The following is a 14,803-nucleotide window of genomic DNA, read 5'->3' on the forward strand; positions in this document are numbered from 1 at the left end:
GTGACCCGAGCCCGGGCGACTACAGCCTCGCCCGCGCGCTGCGCGGCGTCGCGAGCAGCAGGTGGGTCTCCGAGGTGGTGACGCCCGGGACCAGGCGCACCCGGCGCAGCATCTCGTCGAGTTCCGGCAGGCTGCCGGCCGACACCTCCACGATGATGTCCCAGCGGCCGACCGTGGTGTGGACCGAGGTGATCTCGGCAAATCCCTTGAGCGCGTCGATCACGTCGCCGGCCCGGCGCCCCTCGACGGCGATCAGGGTGATCGCCCGCACCGGGGCCGGCTGGGCATCCGCCCGCAGGACCACCGTGTAGCCGATGATCTCGCCGGCGCGCTCGAGCCGGTCGATCCGCGCCCGCACCGTGGCGCGCGAGACCTTGAGCAGCACCGCCAGTTCCGAGACCGGCCGCCGGCAATCGTGCCGCAGCAGGGTGACGAGGGCCTGATCGAGATCGTCCATTCCGCCACTCTGCGCAAGGTGGGTTGCCAGAATGCGCGATCGGCCCGGAAAATCGACCGGTTTCCCGTGTTCGGAGTGACGCATCCCCTTGGTACCGTCGAGGTCGTTCGATGGTCCGGGACGGAGGCGGGACAGTGGGTATGGGACATCCGGAACGGTGCGTCCTCGTCGGGGCACCGGTGCAGTCGGGCACCGACCGGCTCGGTTGCGACATGGGGCCGAGCGCCTACCGGGCGGCGGGCCTGCCGGGGGCGCTGCGCGATCTCGGCCTCCCGGTCGAGGATGCCGGCACGGTCGTCCCGAAGCCCTTCGACGCGCCAGCGCACCCCAACCGCGCGATCCACCACCTCGCGGAGACCGCGGGCTGGACGCTGGCCCTGACCGAGACCGCCTTCCGGGCGAGCGAGGCGGCACGGCCGATCTTCCTCGGCGGCGACCACAGCCTCTCGGCCGGCACCGTGGCGGGCATGGCGCTGAGGGCGCAGGCCGAGGGACGCCCGCTCTTCTTGCTCTGGCTCGACGCGCATGCCGACCTGCACACCCTCGACACCACGACGAGCGGCAACCTGCACGGCGTGCCGCTGGCCTACCTCACCGGGCGGCCGGGCTTTGCCGGCTACTTCCCGCCGCTCCAAGCCGCCCTCGATCCGGCCCGGATCTGCATGGTCGGCCTGCGCAGCGTCGATCCGGCGGAGCGCGCCGCCCTGACGGGCAGCGGCGCCCGGGTGCACGACATGCGCGACATCGACGAGACCGGGATCGTCGCCCCGTTGCGCGACTTCCTGGGCGACGTCGCGGCGGCGGAGGGTCTCCTCCACGTCAGCCTCGACGTCGATTTCCTCGATCCCGGCATCGCGCCGGGGGTCGGCACGACGGTGCCGGGCGGGGCCACCTTCCGGGAGGCCCACCTGATCATGGAGCTGCTGCACGATTCCGGGCTGGTGCGCAGCCTAGACCTCGTGGAGCTCAACCCCTTCCTCGACGAGCGCGGCCGCACCGCCCTGCTGATGGCCGACCTCGCCGCCAGCCTGTTCGGCCGGCGCATCCTCGACCGCCCGACCCGGAGCTTCTAGATGGCCGCGCTCAACATCGTCCCCTTCGTCAGCGTCGACAACATGATGCGGCTCGTCCACGCGGTCGGCATCGAGGCGATGCTGGTCCGCCTCGCCGCGGCGATCGCCGGGGACTTTTCGCGGTGGGAGGCGTTCCACAAGACCCCGCGGGTCGCCGCCCACAGCGCCGACGGCGTCATCGAGCTGATGCCGACGAGCGACGGCACGACCTACGGCTTCAAGTACGTCAACGGCCATCCCAAGAACGCCGCCGGCGGGCGCCAGACCGTCACCGCCTTCGGGGTCCTGGCCGATGTCGGCAGCGGCTATCCGGTGCTCGTCACCGAGATGACGCTGCTCACGGCGCTGCGCACCGCCGCGACCTCGGCGCTCGCCGCGCGGCACCTCGCCCGGCCGGGTTCGCGCACCATGGCGCTGGTCGGCAACGGCGCCCAGGCCGAGTTCCAGGCCCTGGCCTTCCGGGCGCTCATGGGGATCGACACGCTGCGCCTCCACGACATCGACCCGGCGGCGACCGAGAAGTGCCGGCGCAACCTCGCGCGGTTCGGCTTCCACCTCACGGCCTGCGCCAGCACGGAGGAGGCGGTGCGGGGCGCCGACATCGTCACCACGGTGACGGCGGACAAGCGCAACGCCGTGATCCTCGGCGACAACGTCGTCGGCGAGGGCGTGCACGTCAACGCCGTCGGCGGCGACTGCCCGGGCAAGACCGAACTGGCGCCGGAGATCCTGCGCCGGGCCGGGATCTTCGTCGAGTACGAGCCCCAGACCCGGATCGAGGGCGAGATCCAGCAGCTCGCCCCGGACCACCCGGTGACCGAGCTGTGGCGGGTCCTGTCCGGGGAGATGCCCGGACGCAGGGACGCGCGCCAGATCACGGTGTTCGACTCGGTCGGCTTCGCGATCGAGGATTTCTCCGCCCTACGCACCGTGCGCGACATGCTGGCCGAGCGGCCGTTCTACGACGACCTCGACCTCCTGGCCGATCCGGACGACCCGCGCGACCTGTTCGGCATGCTGATGCGGGCGGGTCCGCCGCGCCTCGCGGCCTGACGCGGCCGGTATGCGGAGCGGCGAATACTGTCCTCGACTGTTCGCCGGGGCGGCGCGCGGGCCGTGGCCCGCCGGCCGGTCGCGCGCCAACGTATCGGGCGCGGCGGGCAGCCCCTGACCCGCCGCGCAGCAGGGCAGTATCGCGAAGTCCCGGCCTTGTAGTTAACGCGCCTCCGCAGGTGGCCGCCAAGAGCAGATCCCTCCTCCACCAATGCCGCGTCGGCCCTCCATGCACAGGCCTTCCCCGGCGAGATTACCTACGCAGTCGGGCAGCGGCGGACGTAAGGCATTGGAGTCGGTCCACTTTCCAAAACCGCTTTGGTAAACGGCTCCACAAGTATCCAGCCATGTCTATCGACACGTTTCGGCACATCTGGCATCCCAAGACTGCGAACGGGACGCGACGGCAATCCCGGACTTGAGGATGGCACCGATGAAGACGCTCGACCTGAAGACCCTCGGCACCGTCACCGGCGGCACGATCTGCGCCCCCGTCTGCGCCCCGGCCTGCCCGCCGCCGGCCCCGGTCTGCCCGCCCCCGAGCTGCGGCAGCACCAAGTCGAAGAAGGGCTGCTGAGCCCGCGCTCACGCAGGGGGACGGAAGCAGCCTCGCCGCCCGGCCCCGCTCCAACGACAGCGTTCGACGATCCTCGGAGGAACACCATGAAGAAGCTCGATCTCAAGACCCTCGGCACCGTCGCCGGCGGCACCCTCGGCATCTGCGTCGGCGTCGGCGTCTCGGTCGGCTGCGCCCCGGCCTGCCCGCCGGCCCCGACCTGCGGCAGCACCAAGTCCAAGAAGGGCTGCTGAGGCCGCGCCGACGCGCGGGGAAGCGGACCACCGCCCCGGCGACGCCGTTTTCCACAACCACGACACCATCAGGAGAGACATCATGAAGAAGCTCGACCTCAAGACCCTCGGCACCGTCGCCGGCGGCACCCTCGGCATCTGCGTCGGCGTCGGCGTCTCGGTCGGCTGCGCCCCGGCCTGCCCGCCGGCTCCGACCTGCGGCAGCACCAAGTCCAAGAAGGGCTGCTGACGGCAGCCCCGGACCGGGATGGGCGGGCGCGGCGGCAGGAGGAGACACGGATCCGATGACCACCGCCCCGCACATCCCCTGGACCTACGCCCGCCTCGCCGGCCTGCCGCTGGCTTGGCGCCGGCGGGTACTGAGATCGGTCCTGGCGGCGCGCGGCCTCGCCGCCCGCCTGCGGGGCCGGACCGACGAAGCCGGCTTCGCCGCCACCTTCGAGAGCGTCCTGCGCCTGCCGCGGCGCGAGGCCCTGCGCCTCTCGCGCGAGGCCGCCCGGCACGACGTCGCCTCCGAGATCGAGTGGTGCGCGCTGCACCGGCGCCCGGTCGCCGCGATCCTGCGCGACGTCGCCCGCGTCTCGGTCGCCGAGCCCGCCGTAATGGAGCGCGTCGCCGCCTCCGGCCGGCCGGTGATCCTCGCGCCCCTGCACATGGGCGCCTACGTGCTGGGGCTCGCCGCCCTGATGGTGCGCTACTTCCCGGGCCGGCCGATGCTGGTGCTGCGCCAGCGCGACGACATGGTGATGGAGACGCAGGTCATCGAGCGCCTGCGCGAGATCGACGTCGACGTGCGCTTCCTGAACGTGACCGAGCGGGGCGACTTCCTCTCGGCGATCCGCTTCGCCCAGAAGGGCGCGGTGATCGTGGTCTTCTGCGACCTCGACCCGTCCTACGGCGCGCCGGCCGAGATGCCGATGTTCGGCCGCCCCTTCCGCTTCGCCTTCGGCACCGACACCCTGGCGCGGCTCACCGGCGCCACCGTGGTGCCGCTCGCCACCACCATGGACGACGACGGCGACACCGTCGGCATCGGGCGGCCCTTCGAGGTGCGCGGCAGCGCCCCCGAGGAGCGGGCGGCGGTGGCCGACATCATGCGCCGGCACCTCCAGGCCGCGATCGCGGCCCGGCCGGAACAGTGGCACCTCTGGCCGATGCTCGCCGATTATTTACCATCTTCTGGGACGGTGCAGGACAACTCTCCGGAGGACGGAGGGGCGCCGCAGACCCTCGCGGCGTAGAGCCTCGCGAGCGGACGATCGATGAGCGAACCCGCGGCGCCTCCCCCCGCGGAGGCCACGTTCCAGCGCCGGCGGATCAACGGCACCGTCCACCTCCAGCACGACCGCGGCGCCGTCTGGATGGCGTGGTTCTTCGGCGCGATCATCGTGGCGATCGTGGCGAGCCTCTTCCTCGGCCGGCTCGCCCGGTCGGAGGCGGTGCGGGGCTACGTCTCGGCCGCGTCGGGCCTCACCCGCCTCGACGCCCAGGCCGCCGGCATCGTCCGCGAGATCGCCGTCAAGCAGGGCGACACCGTCAAGCGCGGCGCGCGCCTGATGCAGATCCAGCTGCGCGAGCAGACGACCGGGGGCGTCTCGACCGTCGGGGCGACGCTGCGCAGCCTGCAGGAGCGCCGGACCGGCCTCGCCGCCGAGGAGGCGCGCCTCTCGGTCTACCTCGATTCGACCCGCGGCGACCGCGCCGAGACCGAGCGCAACGTCACGGCGGTGCTGCGCGCCCTGGACGAGCAGGAGCGTACGCTCAAGGAAGGCCTGGCCCAGCAGGAGGAGATGGTCGCGCGCGTCGAGGCCTACCTGCGCCAGGGCTACGCCACCCGCGAGACCCTCAACGGCCAGCGCCGCGCCGCCCTCGACTACGCCCGCCAGATCGCCGAACTGCGCGCCCGCCGGGCCGAGCTGCGCCAGAGCACCTCCGAGCGCCTGCGCGCGCAACGCACCGGCGACACCGAGAAGGCGGCCCAGCTCGCCACCACCCGCAACGAATTGAGCGCCATCGAGGCGCAGATCACCGCGCTCGGCGCCCAGTCGCGCATCGACGTGGTGGCGCCCACCGACGGAGAGGTCGCGGGCCTCTACGTCCAGCCCGGCGATTCGGTCACCGCCGACCAGGTGGTGGCGATCCTCGGCGACACAAGGGCCGATCCGCTGGTCGTGCTCGAGGTGCCGGCCCGCGCCATCGGGCTCGCCAAGGTCGGCCAGGAGGTGGTGCTGAAATACGACGCCTTCCCGTTCAAGACCTTCGGCATCGCCAAGGGCGCGATCGCGGTGATCTCCGGCACGCCGCTGCGCAACCCGATGCTGGCCTCCGCCGACGACGGCAGCGGCGACGCGGCGGCCGCCGCGGCGCGCCAATCCGTCTACCGGGTCGAGGTGCGGCCCGAGTCGCGCACCATGCGGGCCTATGGGACCGACGAGCCGATCCGCATCGGCTCGACGCTGTCGGCCGACATCGTGGTCGAGCGCCGCCGGCTGATCGACTGGATGCTCGATCCGATCCGGGCGATGCGCGGGCGTGGGTGAGCGCGAGAGGATGATCCGATGACCGACTGGCTCACGCGCGTGCTCAGCCCGCGCCGGCGGGTGCGCTCGATCCTCCAGAACGAGGCCAACGAGTGCGGGCTCGCGGCGCTCGCGATGGTGGCGAACTTTCACCGCCACGACATCGACCTCGCCTACCTGCGCGCGCTCTTCCCGCTCTCGCGCCGCGGCATGACGCTCGCCAGCATCGTCACGCTCGCCGACAGCCTCGACCTCGACGCCAGCGGCTACGCCCTCGACGGGGTGGCCGAGCTGGAGCAGGTGGCCCTGCCGGCGATCCTGCACTGGCGCGGCAACCACTTCGTGGTTCTGGAGAAGGTGGCGCGCGGGCGCTACCACGTCCACGATCCGGAATTCGGCCTGCGGATCTACGAGCGGGCCGACATGGAGCGGTTCTTCGCCGGGATCGTGCTCGAATTCGCGCCCCGGATGGACTTCCGCGCCATCAAGGCCGGCGACCGGCTCAAGCTGCTCGACATCCTGCGCACCACCCGGGGCCTCGGCGGCACGGTGTGGCAGATCACGCTGGTCTCGGTGGCGATCTCGCTCCTCGGCCTCACCACCCCGGTGCTACTCCAGATCGCCCTCGACGTGGTGATTCCGCAGGTCGACCTCGACCTGATGCAGATGCTGGCCGCCGGCCTGATCCTGATGATGCTGTTCGAGGCGTTCGGGCAGTGGCTGCGCGGCTACATCGCGCTTCGCGCCTCGACGCTGCTGCAGCTCCAGTTCACCCGCAACGTCGTCGGCCACGCGCTCAGGCTGCCGCTGAGCTACTTCGAGTTGCGCCATCCGGGCGACTTCGTCACCCGGATCCAGTCGATCGACACGGTGCGCAACTTCCTGGTCGGCGGCCTCGTGACGTCGTTTGCCGATATCGGCACGTCGTTCCTGCTCGTTGGGCTGATGTTCTACTACTCCGCTCCGATGGCGGCGATCACGCTGGCGACGCTCGCCGCGGTGCTGGCGATGCGCTTCGTCACCTTCCCGACGCTCGACCGCGCCACCGCGGGCTCGCTCGAGGCGCGCTCGCAGGAGCAGGCGAGTCTGATCGACGGCCTGCAGCGCATCGGCAGCCTGAAGGCGCACAACAGCACCGAGCTCTTCGCCATGAACTGGTTCGAGAGCTTCGCGCGCTTCGCCAACCTCGACTTCCGCGCGAAGAAGGCCGGGCTCGACGCCGAGTTCCTGATGCACGCGGTCATCGCGGTCAGCACCGTGACGACACTCTATCTCGGCATCACCGGGGTCATCAAGAACACGCTCACGATCGGCACGCTCTACGCCTTCATCGCGCTGCGCACCGACTTCTTCGACCGGGTCAACCACCTGACCTCGAGCCTGCTGCAGCTCGCCGCCCTCAAGGTCCACGTCGCCCGCCTCGACGACGTGATCGGGCAGGCGCCCGAGGAGGGCTTGCACGAGGCGACCTTCCACCGGGCGATCCGCAAGGAGATCCGGATCGAGGACGTGACGATCCAGTTCGGCCGCGGCGACGAGCCGATCCTGACCGGCGCCTCGCTTGCGATCGACGTCGGCCGCTGCGAGACCATCGCGATCGTCGGCGCCTCGGGCTCGGGCAAGTCGTCCTTGATGCGGGTGCTGGCAAGCCTCACCGAGCCGGCCTCCGGCTCGGTCACGGTGGACGGCGTCGCGCTCGGCCAGTTCGGCAAGCGCGAGTACCGGGCCAATCTCGGCGTCGTCTTCGCCGATGACGGGCTCTTTGCCGGCACCGTCGCCGACAACCTGTCGCTGTTCGACCCCGCCGTGTCCCACGCCGAGATGGAGGCGGCGCTCGTCCGGGTCAGCTTGCGCGACGAGGTCGAGCGGCTGCCGCAGGGCTACGCCACCCACGTCTCGGAGGAGGGCAGCGTGCTCTCCACCGGGCAGCGCCGGCGTCTGCTCCTCGCCCGCGCCCTCTGCCGCCGGCCGCGGCTGCTGCTCCTCGACGAGGTGACGGCGAACCTCGATCCGGCAACGGAAGTCGCCCTCGTCGAGAGCCTGAAGGGCGTGAAGGCCGCCAAGGTGTTCATCACCCACTCCGAGCGCCTGCTCGATCAGGTCGACCGGGTGTTTCGCATCGAGAACGGGCGCCTGACCGAGGACCCGCGCCCGCCGGCCAAGCCCGGGCCGGTGACGGAGGCGGCGTGAGAGGACGGTCCGGCGCCGTACGCTGCCGCACCTTCGAACGGATGCGTTCGAAAGGGCGAGATCCGGGAAAGGGGGCGAGCCCTGACGCGACACTGGCGTGTCGGCATGCACCGGCGTCGGGACCGTGAGCGCCCCACGGAGCCGGTCCGACCTCGAAGACCGAAGTTCGCGAGCGGACGATAACCCCGGACCGAGACAGGCCGGCCCTCAGCGGGCCTCCGCGTCCGCCAGCGAGACCCGCAGAGCCGGCTCCGGGAGCGGCAAGGCCGGGATCGCCGCCCGGCGCGGCCTGACGCCCGGCTCCGGCGCCACGCCGCTGCGCAGGGCGGGCCGCGCCTCGGCGGGCGGCGGCTCGGCCGGCAGGGAGGCGAAGGAGCGGCGCAGGGCCGGCAGCGGCGGGGGCGCGAGGGAGTCGAAGCGCCCGCCCGGTCCGCCCGGGGCGGCGTCGAGGAGGGCGGCGGCCGCGGCGAGTTGCAGCGACTGGCCGTCGCGCTCGTTCAAGACGATCTCGGCCGCCACCTCGGCATTGGCGAGCTCGCCGCGGATATTCAGCTCGTCGAGCACCGTGCGAAACCCTGCCGCCCGCTCGACCCCGAAACCCCGCATCGTCTCGCGCAACTCGCGGATCCGGGCCACCAGCTGCGTGTACTGCTCGGCGGTGGCCTGGCGGCGCGCGAAGGCGATGCGGGCCGAGGTGAGGGTCGCGAGTTCCTTGTCCTGCGCCTCGTAGCCGCGCTGGCGGGCGAAGGCCGAGGCCTCGCCGATGCGGGGCAGGGTGCCGGGCTCGTAGATCGGCACGGTCGCCACGATCCGGGTCGTGGTGTCGGTGATCCGGTCGAGGACCGGGCTGTAGCCGAGCTGCGCGACCTTCGAGAATTGCAGGTTGACCTTGGGCAGGAGGTCGGCGACCGCCGCCTTGGCCTGGTAGCCCGCGGCCTCGGCCTCGAGCTGGAAGGCCGCGATGTCGGGATTGGCCCTGCGCACCAGATCGGCGAAGGCGTCGGCGCTGCGCGGCAGCCCGTCGGGCAGGCGCGGCGGGCGCATCCGCTCCGGCGCCATCCGGGTCAGGCGGGTGAAGTCGAGCCGCGAGGCGGTGAGGTCGGCCTGGGCGCGCAGGCGCAGGGCCTCGGCCTCCTGCACCCGCGAACGGGCGAGCGCCGTGTCGGTGCGGGTGGCGTCGTTGAGCTCGAACTGCTTGTCGGTGAAGGCGGCGATGCGCTGGATCGCGGCGAGCTGCGCCTCGCGGGCGGCGAGGATGCGGGTGTCGCGCAGGACCGCGATGTAGGCCAGCGCGGTGTCGAGCAGCACCTGCTGGCGCCGGCCGATCAGCAGCATCCGGCCCGATTCGGCCAGCGTGCGGGCCGACTGGAAGCCGTGCCAGCGCCGGAACCCGTCGAAGAGCGGCAGGCTGGCGGAGATGCCGACGACGCTCGGCGCGCGCCGGGGCGTCGCGTCGAGCCCGACCACCGGCGGGGCGGCGTCGGGCGCGTAGGTGATGCGGCTGCGCAAGGGGCGGTCGGCGGTGAAGGCCACGCTCGGCATGAAGGCGTCGATGGCGCCGCGCAGCCGCTCCTCAGCCCCATCCTGGCGGGCGCGCTCGGCCCGCAGCACGAAGCTCGATTCGAGTGCGGCGGCGGAGGCTTCCTCCAGGCTTTGCCCCCGGGCAGCACCGGGTGAGCCCGCCAGGATCGCGAGGATGCAAGCCAGCCTCTCAACCCTCGCGCGCCGCACCGGCATCTGATCTCCGACAGTGAGTGGAACCGGGAACCAGGCTCGGCGACCGTCCTTCGCGCGGTTGCTTTCTTCTTCGCGCAACAGGGTAAATGAAGCCTTACCCCCAAGTGCCGAGACTTACGGGCCGCGGCTGCGCAGGACAACAATAACGAATTCATCGGGATGGACCGCTTCCGATCTGAGTACAATGATGCCATACGCATTTAAAAACGAATGATGATTGCAAGTAATTTTTGTAAAAAATCGGTCGATAGTCGAAAAATTCGCCACTAACTGCGCTCGCGGCTTGTCATCTGGCGTCCGCAGGGCTGTCCGGGGAAAGGACAATGCGCGGGCTCTCCTCTCTCCCCGCGGGCGGGGAGAGGGCCGGCGACACCTTGTCGTGTCGTCGGCAAGCGCAGGCGCAGCCGGAGCGAGGGTGAGGGGGTCTCGACGAGTGAGGCCCCTCCGGAAATACCCCTTCACCCTCGCGGCGAACCTACGGTTCGCTGCGCGGGCTTGCCGCTCCCCCTGGACGGGGGATCAGCCCTCTCCCCGCCCGCGGGGAGAGGGGGACAATCCAGCGCCATTCCTTTCGCCGGACAACTCCGCGGCGAAGGGATGCGCTTCGTCGGCCTCCGGCTCGCCCCCCGGCGCCGGCACACCGCCGAGCGGTCCGACCGCGATCGAGCGCAGCAGCGTCGCGCGGGCGGTGCGCAGGTGCGCCCGGCAGGTCTGGTCGATCAACCGCAGGTCGCGGGAGCGCAGCGCGTCGATGTAGTCGAGGTGCTCGAGCAGGGCGACGCGGTTGCGCTCCTTCTCGTCCGACTTGTCCCACTGGTAGTGGTAGTGGAAGATGATCGAGATCACGTCGTAGAAGTCGCGGATGAACCGGTTGCGCGACGCGTCGTGGATCAGCCGGTGCAGGCGCTCGTCGAGGCGCGAGAAGTCGCGGTAGCGACCGTCGATCTCGGCCAGCAGCGCATGGTGTTCGCCCGCGATGGCGTCGAGCTCGGCCCAGGCCGGGGCGTCCGGCGCCAGTTCGACGAAGCGCCGGGCCGAGCGCAGCTCGAACATCTCGCGGATCTCGTAGATCTCGGCGGCGAAGTCCGGCGTCACCCCGGCGAAGATCCAGCCGCTGTTCTCGCGCCGCTTGAGGAGCCCGACCTGGCTGAACCGGGTCAGGTATTCCCGCACCGCCGTGGTCGAGGTGCCGAACAGGCGCGCCAGCTCGGAGGTGTTGACCGCCTGGCCCGGGCGGCAATCGCCCTGCAGCACCCATTGCATGAACTTGCGCTCGACGGCCTCGGCCACCGTCTCGGTCTCGAGATCGGGAAAGTAGTCGGCCGGACCGGGAGGGCGCAGGAGGCGGCGCCGGCCGCCCTCGGTCCCGACGAGGCCGGCCGCCGCGAGCCCCGACAGCACCGCCCGCACCGTGGTGCGGCTGACCTCCAGCGCCCCGGACAGCTCGGCCTCGGAGGCCCCCCAGGGCCCGGGCGGCCGGGCCGCCAGCAGCGTCAGGCACCGGTTGTAGGCCCGCTTGTGGACCGTGTTCGCCCGCATTCCACCCCTCCCGACGACCGCCACTGCAGCACGGCCGCGCGAGCGCGTCCATCGGCACTCGGACCGGATCTTTGCGCATAAAAAACCGTTTGACAGCGCCTGATCGTCGGTCCTTTATGCACGATAATACATAAGACCACCCGGTGAGGACACGCCCTTGGCCCAGTTCGGCAGCATCTCCGCCTGCGCGGTCCCGCGCGCATGAGTGCCGCCCGCCCGACCCGGCGCGTGGTCCAGTTCGGGACCAGCCGCTTCCTGCAGGCCCATGCCGACCTGTTCATCCACGAGGCGCGCGCGGCGGGCCAGGAGGCCGGGCCGGTGACCGTGGTGCAGACCTCGGGCAGCGCCGCCCGGGCCGGGCGCGTCGCCGCCTTCGGATCTCCCGGCGGCTACCCGGTGATCGTCCGCGGCATCGCGGACGGCGCCCCGGTCGAGCGGCGGATCACCGTCACCAGCATCGACCGCGGCCTGTCGGCCGCGACCGACTGGGACGCCGTGACCGCCCTCGTCGTCGAGGAGGCCGACATCCTCCTCTCGAATACCGGCGATACCGGCTACGCGATCCCCGAGTCCGACCGCGGCACCGGCTGGCTGGACGCGCATCCGCCGGCCTCGTTCCCGGGCAAGCTCGCCCAGCTCCTCCATCGCCGCTGGCAGGCGGGCGGGCGCCCGCTCACGGTGCTGCCCTGCGAGCTGGTCCACCGCAACGGCCGGGTGCTGCAGGGCCTGGTGCTCGACCTCGCCGCCGAGGCCGGCCTGCCGGAGGCCTTTTCCGCCTGGCTGCGCGAGGGCGCGACCTTCACCGACACGCTGGTCGACCGCATCGTCTCCGAGCCGATCGAGCCGGTCGGCGCCGTCGCCGAGCCCTACGCCATCTGGGCGATCGAGCGCCGGCCGGGGCTGACCGTGCCGTGCGAGCACCCGTGCATCGTGCTCGCCGACGACCTCGAACCCTACGAGCGGCTGAAGATCCACATCCTCAATCTCGGCCACACCTTCCTGGCCGAGATCTGGCAGCGCGAGGGCCGCCCGGCGGACGAGACCGTGCGGGAGATCCTGGCCGATCCGGCGGTGCGGGCGCGGCTCGACGCGCTCTACCGCGACGAGGTGGTGCCGGGATTCTCCGCCCGCGGGATGGAGGCGCAGGCCCGCGACTACGTGGCGGCCACCCTCGACCGCTTCCTCAACCCGTACCTGAACCACCGCATCGCCGACATCGCCCAGAACCACGTCCAGAAGGTCGAGCGCCGGGTCGACGCCTTCCTGGCCTGGGTCGCGGAGACCGGCGCCGCGCTACCGGCGCCGGTGCTCCGGGCGCTCGCCGCCGCCTACCCGGCCCCGCCCGCGGCATGACCTACCAGTTCGATTTCGCCGCCCTGCTGCCGTACTGGCGCGAGTTCGCGGCCGGCGTCTGGCTGACGCTGCAGCTCTCGGGCGTCGCCACCGTGCTCGGCTTCGTCGGCGGCGCGCTCTGCGCCATCGCCCGGGCCGACGGGCCGCCCTGGCTCAAGCGCCTCGTCGGCGCCTATGTCGAGGTGATCCGCAATACGCCGCTGCTGGTGCAGATCTTCCTGGTCTATTTCGGCATCGCGGTGCTCGGGATCCGGGTCGACGCCAACGTCGCGGCGGTGCTGGCGCTCGTCGTCAATGTGGTCGCCTATACCTGCGAGATCATGCGCGCCGGGATCGAAAGCATCCACAAGGCGCAAATCGAGGCCGGGGAGTGCCTGGGGCTCAACCGCCGCCAGATCTACTGGTACGTGGTCCTGCGCCCGGCGATCGAGCGGGTCTACCCGGCGCTCGTCAGCCAGTACGTGCTGCTGATGCTCGCCTCTTCCATCTGCTCGCAGATCTCGGCCGAGGAGCTGACGGCGGTGGCGAACCGCATCCAGTCCGACACCTTCCGCAGCTTCGAGACCTACATCGTCGTCGGCCTCGTCTACCTCGCCCTGTCGTTCGTCGTGCGCTGGGCCTTCTGGGGCTTCGGCCTCCTCGTCTTCACCCGCCGGCGCAAGCTCGGCACGGCGCTTTAGCGGGGAGGGGAGCGATGCCCACTTTCGGACCCCAGCACCTCTGGTTCCTGCTCACCGCCGCCGGCTGGACCCTGGCGCTCTCGGCCATCGCCTTCATCGGCGGCGGCCTCCTCGGCTTCGGCGTGGCGCTCGCGCGCATCTCGCCGAACCGGTTCGTGCGCGGGCTCGCCTCGGCCTACGTGCAGGTGGTCCAGGGCACGCCGCTCCTGATCCTCCTGTTCATGATCTATTTCGGCCTCGCCATCGCGGGCTTCGACCAGTTGCCGGCGCTGATCGCGGCGGGCGCCGGGCTCACTATCTACGCCTCGGGCTTCCTCGGCGAGATCTGGCGCGGCTGCATCGAGGCGGTGCCGAGGACCCAGTGGGAGGCGGCCGAGTGCCTGGCCCTGTCGCCCTGGCAGCGGCTCACCCGGGTCGTGCTGCCGCAGGCCATGCGGCTCGCCACCGCGCCGACGGTCGGCTTCCTGGTCCAGATCATCAAGAACACCTCGCTCGCCTCGGTGGTCGGCTTCGTGGAATTGTCGCAGGCCGGCAAGCTCATCAACAACTCGATCTTCCAGCCCTTCATCATCTTCGTGACCGTGGCGCTGTTCTACTTCGCCATCTGCTATCCGCTGTCGGCCTGGAGCCGCGGGCTGGAGAGGAGGCTCAATGTCGGCCGTCGTTAAGCTTGCCAACGTCCACAAGAGCTTCGGCCCGCTGAAGGTGCTGGACGGCGTCTCGTTCGAGGTCGGCCGCGGCGAGGTGGTGGCGCTGATCGGCCAGTCCGGCTCCGGCAAGTCCACCGCGCTCCGCTGCATCAACGCGCTCGAGACGATCGAGGAGGGCGCGATCGAGGTCTGCGGCCACGCGATCCATTCGCCCGCCCTCGACAAGCGGGCCCTGCGGCTCTCCGTCGGCATCGTCTTCCAGAGCTACAACCTCTTCCCGCACCTCACCGCGCTCCAGAACATCATGCTGGCGCCGACCTGCGTGAAGGGGATCAGGCGCGGGCAAGCCCGCGAGCTCGCCATGGACTGCCTGACCCGGGTCGGCCTCGCCGAGAAGGCCGAGCACTATCCCGAGCAGCTGTCGGGCGGGCAGCAGCAGCGCGTCGCCATCGCCCGCTCCCTCGCCATGCAGCCGCAGGTGATGCTGTTCGACGAGGTCACCTCGGCGCTGGACCCGCAGCTGACCTCGGAAGTGCTGCGCGTCATGGAGGATCTCGCCCGCGGCGGCATGACCATGATCCTGGTCACCCACGAGATGGGCTTTGCCCGTCGGGTCGCCGGCACCGTCATCTACATGCGCCAGGGCCGGGTCTGGGAGACCCTGGCCGGCCGCGACCTCGACACCCCACGCACGCCCGAGCTGCGCGACTTCGTCGGCAGCGGATTGTGACATCAGAAGGAG

The 14,803-nt window shown here is 71.3% G+C and carries 14 protein-coding genes and 1 pseudogene; 12 read left to right on the forward strand and 3 right to left on the reverse strand.

The window, feature by feature from the left end:
- Positions 1-19 precede the first annotated feature (19 nt).
- A complete protein-coding gene (locus BMX97_RS07425; RefSeq protein ID WP_091747468.1) occupies positions 20-457 on the reverse strand; it encodes an Lrp/AsnC family transcriptional regulator in 438 nt (145 codons plus the stop codon).
- Between the two features lie 140 nt (positions 458-597).
- Here BMX97_RS07425 and rocF point away from each other — a divergent pair, with 140 nt between their 5' ends.
- The 8 genes from rocF (at position 598) to BMX97_RS07450 (ending at position 8,102) form a co-directional block, all read left to right on the forward strand.
- Positions 598-1,530: an arginase gene (gene rocF, locus BMX97_RS07430; RefSeq protein WP_210187623.1), complete on the forward strand. Its 933-nt coding sequence runs from the start codon at positions 598-600 to the stop codon at positions 1,528-1,530.
- Complete coding sequence (locus BMX97_RS07435) at positions 1,531-2,583, forward strand: ornithine cyclodeaminase (protein ID WP_091747474.1); 1,053 nt, start codon at positions 1,531-1,533, stop codon at positions 2,581-2,583.
- A 433-nt stretch (positions 2,584-3,016) separates the two neighbouring features.
- Positions 3,017-3,160, forward strand: coding sequence for a hypothetical protein (locus BMX97_RS32695; protein WP_167543931.1), 144 nt, complete (start codon positions 3,017-3,019; stop codon positions 3,158-3,160).
- 86 nt (positions 3,161-3,246) lie between these two features.
- Positions 3,247-3,393 carry a hypothetical protein gene (locus tag BMX97_RS32700; protein WP_175539893.1) on the forward strand — a complete coding sequence of 49 codons (147 nt, stop codon included), beginning with the start codon at positions 3,247-3,249 and terminating at the stop codon, positions 3,391-3,393.
- Positions 3,394-3,475: 82 nt separating this feature from the next.
- Entirely contained in the window at positions 3,476-3,622 is a 147-nt protein-coding gene (locus tag BMX97_RS32705; protein ID WP_175539893.1) for a hypothetical protein, read from the forward strand.
- A 55-nt stretch (positions 3,623-3,677) separates the two neighbouring features.
- Positions 3,678-4,634, forward strand: coding sequence for an LpxL/LpxP family acyltransferase (locus tag BMX97_RS07440; protein ID WP_091747477.1), 957 nt, complete (start codon positions 3,678-3,680; stop codon positions 4,632-4,634).
- A 21-nt stretch (positions 4,635-4,655) separates the two neighbouring features.
- Positions 4,656-5,933 (forward strand): HlyD family secretion protein, encoded by a 1,278-nt coding sequence (locus tag BMX97_RS07445; protein WP_091747480.1) that lies wholly within the window; start codon positions 4,656-4,658, stop codon positions 5,931-5,933.
- 18 nt (positions 5,934-5,951) lie between these two features.
- Positions 5,952-8,102 carry a peptidase domain-containing ABC transporter gene (locus BMX97_RS07450; RefSeq protein WP_091747483.1) on the forward strand — a complete coding sequence of 717 codons (2,151 nt, stop codon included), beginning with the start codon at positions 5,952-5,954 and terminating at the stop codon, positions 8,100-8,102.
- A 207-nt stretch (positions 8,103-8,309) separates the two neighbouring features.
- Here BMX97_RS07450 and BMX97_RS07455 read toward each other — a convergent pair whose 3' ends face one another.
- Positions 8,310-9,839: a TolC family protein gene (locus BMX97_RS07455; protein WP_143074570.1), complete on the reverse strand. Its 1,530-nt coding sequence runs from the start codon at positions 9,837-9,839 to the stop codon at positions 8,310-8,312.
- Between the two features lie 657 nt (positions 9,840-10,496).
- Positions 10,497-11,378: pseudogene (locus BMX97_RS07460) on the reverse strand (GntR family transcriptional regulator); the annotation flags it as partial.
- 201 nt (positions 11,379-11,579) lie between these two features.
- Between BMX97_RS07460 and BMX97_RS07465 the strand changes: the two are divergent.
- From BMX97_RS07465 to BMX97_RS07480, 4 genes are read left to right on the forward strand one after another with little or no spacing between them, the layout of a single operon-like run.
- On the forward strand, positions 11,580-12,731 hold the full coding sequence (locus BMX97_RS07465; protein WP_091747488.1) for a mannitol dehydrogenase family protein: 1,152 nt from the start codon (positions 11,580-11,582) through the stop codon (positions 12,729-12,731).
- Positions 12,728-13,411 carry an amino acid ABC transporter permease gene (locus BMX97_RS07470; protein ID WP_091747491.1) on the forward strand — a complete coding sequence of 228 codons (684 nt, stop codon included), beginning with the start codon at positions 12,728-12,730 and terminating at the stop codon, positions 13,409-13,411. Before BMX97_RS07465 ends, BMX97_RS07470 begins: the two co-directional genes overlap by 4 nt.
- 14 nt (positions 13,412-13,425) lie before the next feature.
- Positions 13,426-14,079 carry an amino acid ABC transporter permease gene (locus BMX97_RS07475; RefSeq protein ID WP_091747495.1) on the forward strand — a complete coding sequence of 218 codons (654 nt, stop codon included), beginning with the start codon at positions 13,426-13,428 and terminating at the stop codon, positions 14,077-14,079.
- The gene (locus tag BMX97_RS07480) at positions 14,063-14,791 is read left to right on the forward strand and encodes an amino acid ABC transporter ATP-binding protein (RefSeq protein ID WP_091747500.1); all 729 of its coding nucleotides are present in this window, start codon (positions 14,063-14,065) and stop codon (positions 14,789-14,791) included. Before BMX97_RS07475 ends, BMX97_RS07480 begins: the two co-directional genes overlap by 17 nt.
- Positions 14,792-14,803 lie beyond the last annotated feature (12 nt).

This window comes from Methylobacterium sp. ap11 (assembly GCF_900110515.1).
In the GTDB taxonomy this organism is placed as follows: Bacteria; Pseudomonadota; Alphaproteobacteria; order Rhizobiales; family Beijerinckiaceae; genus Methylobacterium; species Methylobacterium ajmalii.

Bases quoted from the DNA above. Each gene is read 5' to 3' on its own strand.
- BMX97_RS32695 (WP_167543931.1), top strand. From the start codon at position 3,017: ATGAAGACGCTCGACCTGAAGACCCTCGGCACCGTCACCGGCGGCACG.
- BMX97_RS07475 (WP_091747495.1), top strand. From the start codon at position 13,426: ATGCCCACTTTCGGACCCCAGCACCTCTGGTTCCTGCTCACCGCCGCC.
- BMX97_RS07440 (WP_091747477.1), top strand. From the start codon at position 3,678: ATGACCACCGCCCCGCACATCCCCTGGACCTACGCCCGCCTCGCCGGC.
- BMX97_RS07425 (WP_091747468.1), bottom strand. From the start codon at position 457: ATGGACGATCTCGATCAGGCCCTCGTCACCCTGCTGCGGCACGATTGC.
- BMX97_RS07480 (WP_091747500.1), top strand. From the start codon at position 14,063: ATGTCGGCCGTCGTTAAGCTTGCCAACGTCCACAAGAGCTTCGGCCCG.
- BMX97_RS07435 (WP_091747474.1), top strand. From the start codon at position 1,531: ATGGCCGCGCTCAACATCGTCCCCTTCGTCAGCGTCGACAACATGATG.
- BMX97_RS32705 (WP_175539893.1), top strand. From the start codon at position 3,476: ATGAAGAAGCTCGACCTCAAGACCCTCGGCACCGTCGCCGGCGGCACC.
- BMX97_RS07445 (WP_091747480.1), top strand. From the start codon at position 4,656: ATGAGCGAACCCGCGGCGCCTCCCCCCGCGGAGGCCACGTTCCAGCGC.
- BMX97_RS07470 (WP_091747491.1), top strand. From the start codon at position 12,728: ATGACCTACCAGTTCGATTTCGCCGCCCTGCTGCCGTACTGGCGCGAG.
- BMX97_RS32700 (WP_175539893.1), top strand. From the start codon at position 3,247: ATGAAGAAGCTCGATCTCAAGACCCTCGGCACCGTCGCCGGCGGCACC.
- rocF (WP_210187623.1), top strand. From the start codon at position 598: ATGGGACATCCGGAACGGTGCGTCCTCGTCGGGGCACCGGTGCAGTCG.
- BMX97_RS07455 (WP_143074570.1), bottom strand. From the start codon at position 9,839: ATGCCGGTGCGGCGCGCGAGGGTTGAGAGGCTGGCTTGCATCCTCGCG.
- BMX97_RS07450 (WP_091747483.1), top strand. From the start codon at position 5,952: ATGACCGACTGGCTCACGCGCGTGCTCAGCCCGCGCCGGCGGGTGCGC.
- BMX97_RS07465 (WP_091747488.1), top strand. From the start codon at position 11,580: ATGAGTGCCGCCCGCCCGACCCGGCGCGTGGTCCAGTTCGGGACCAGC.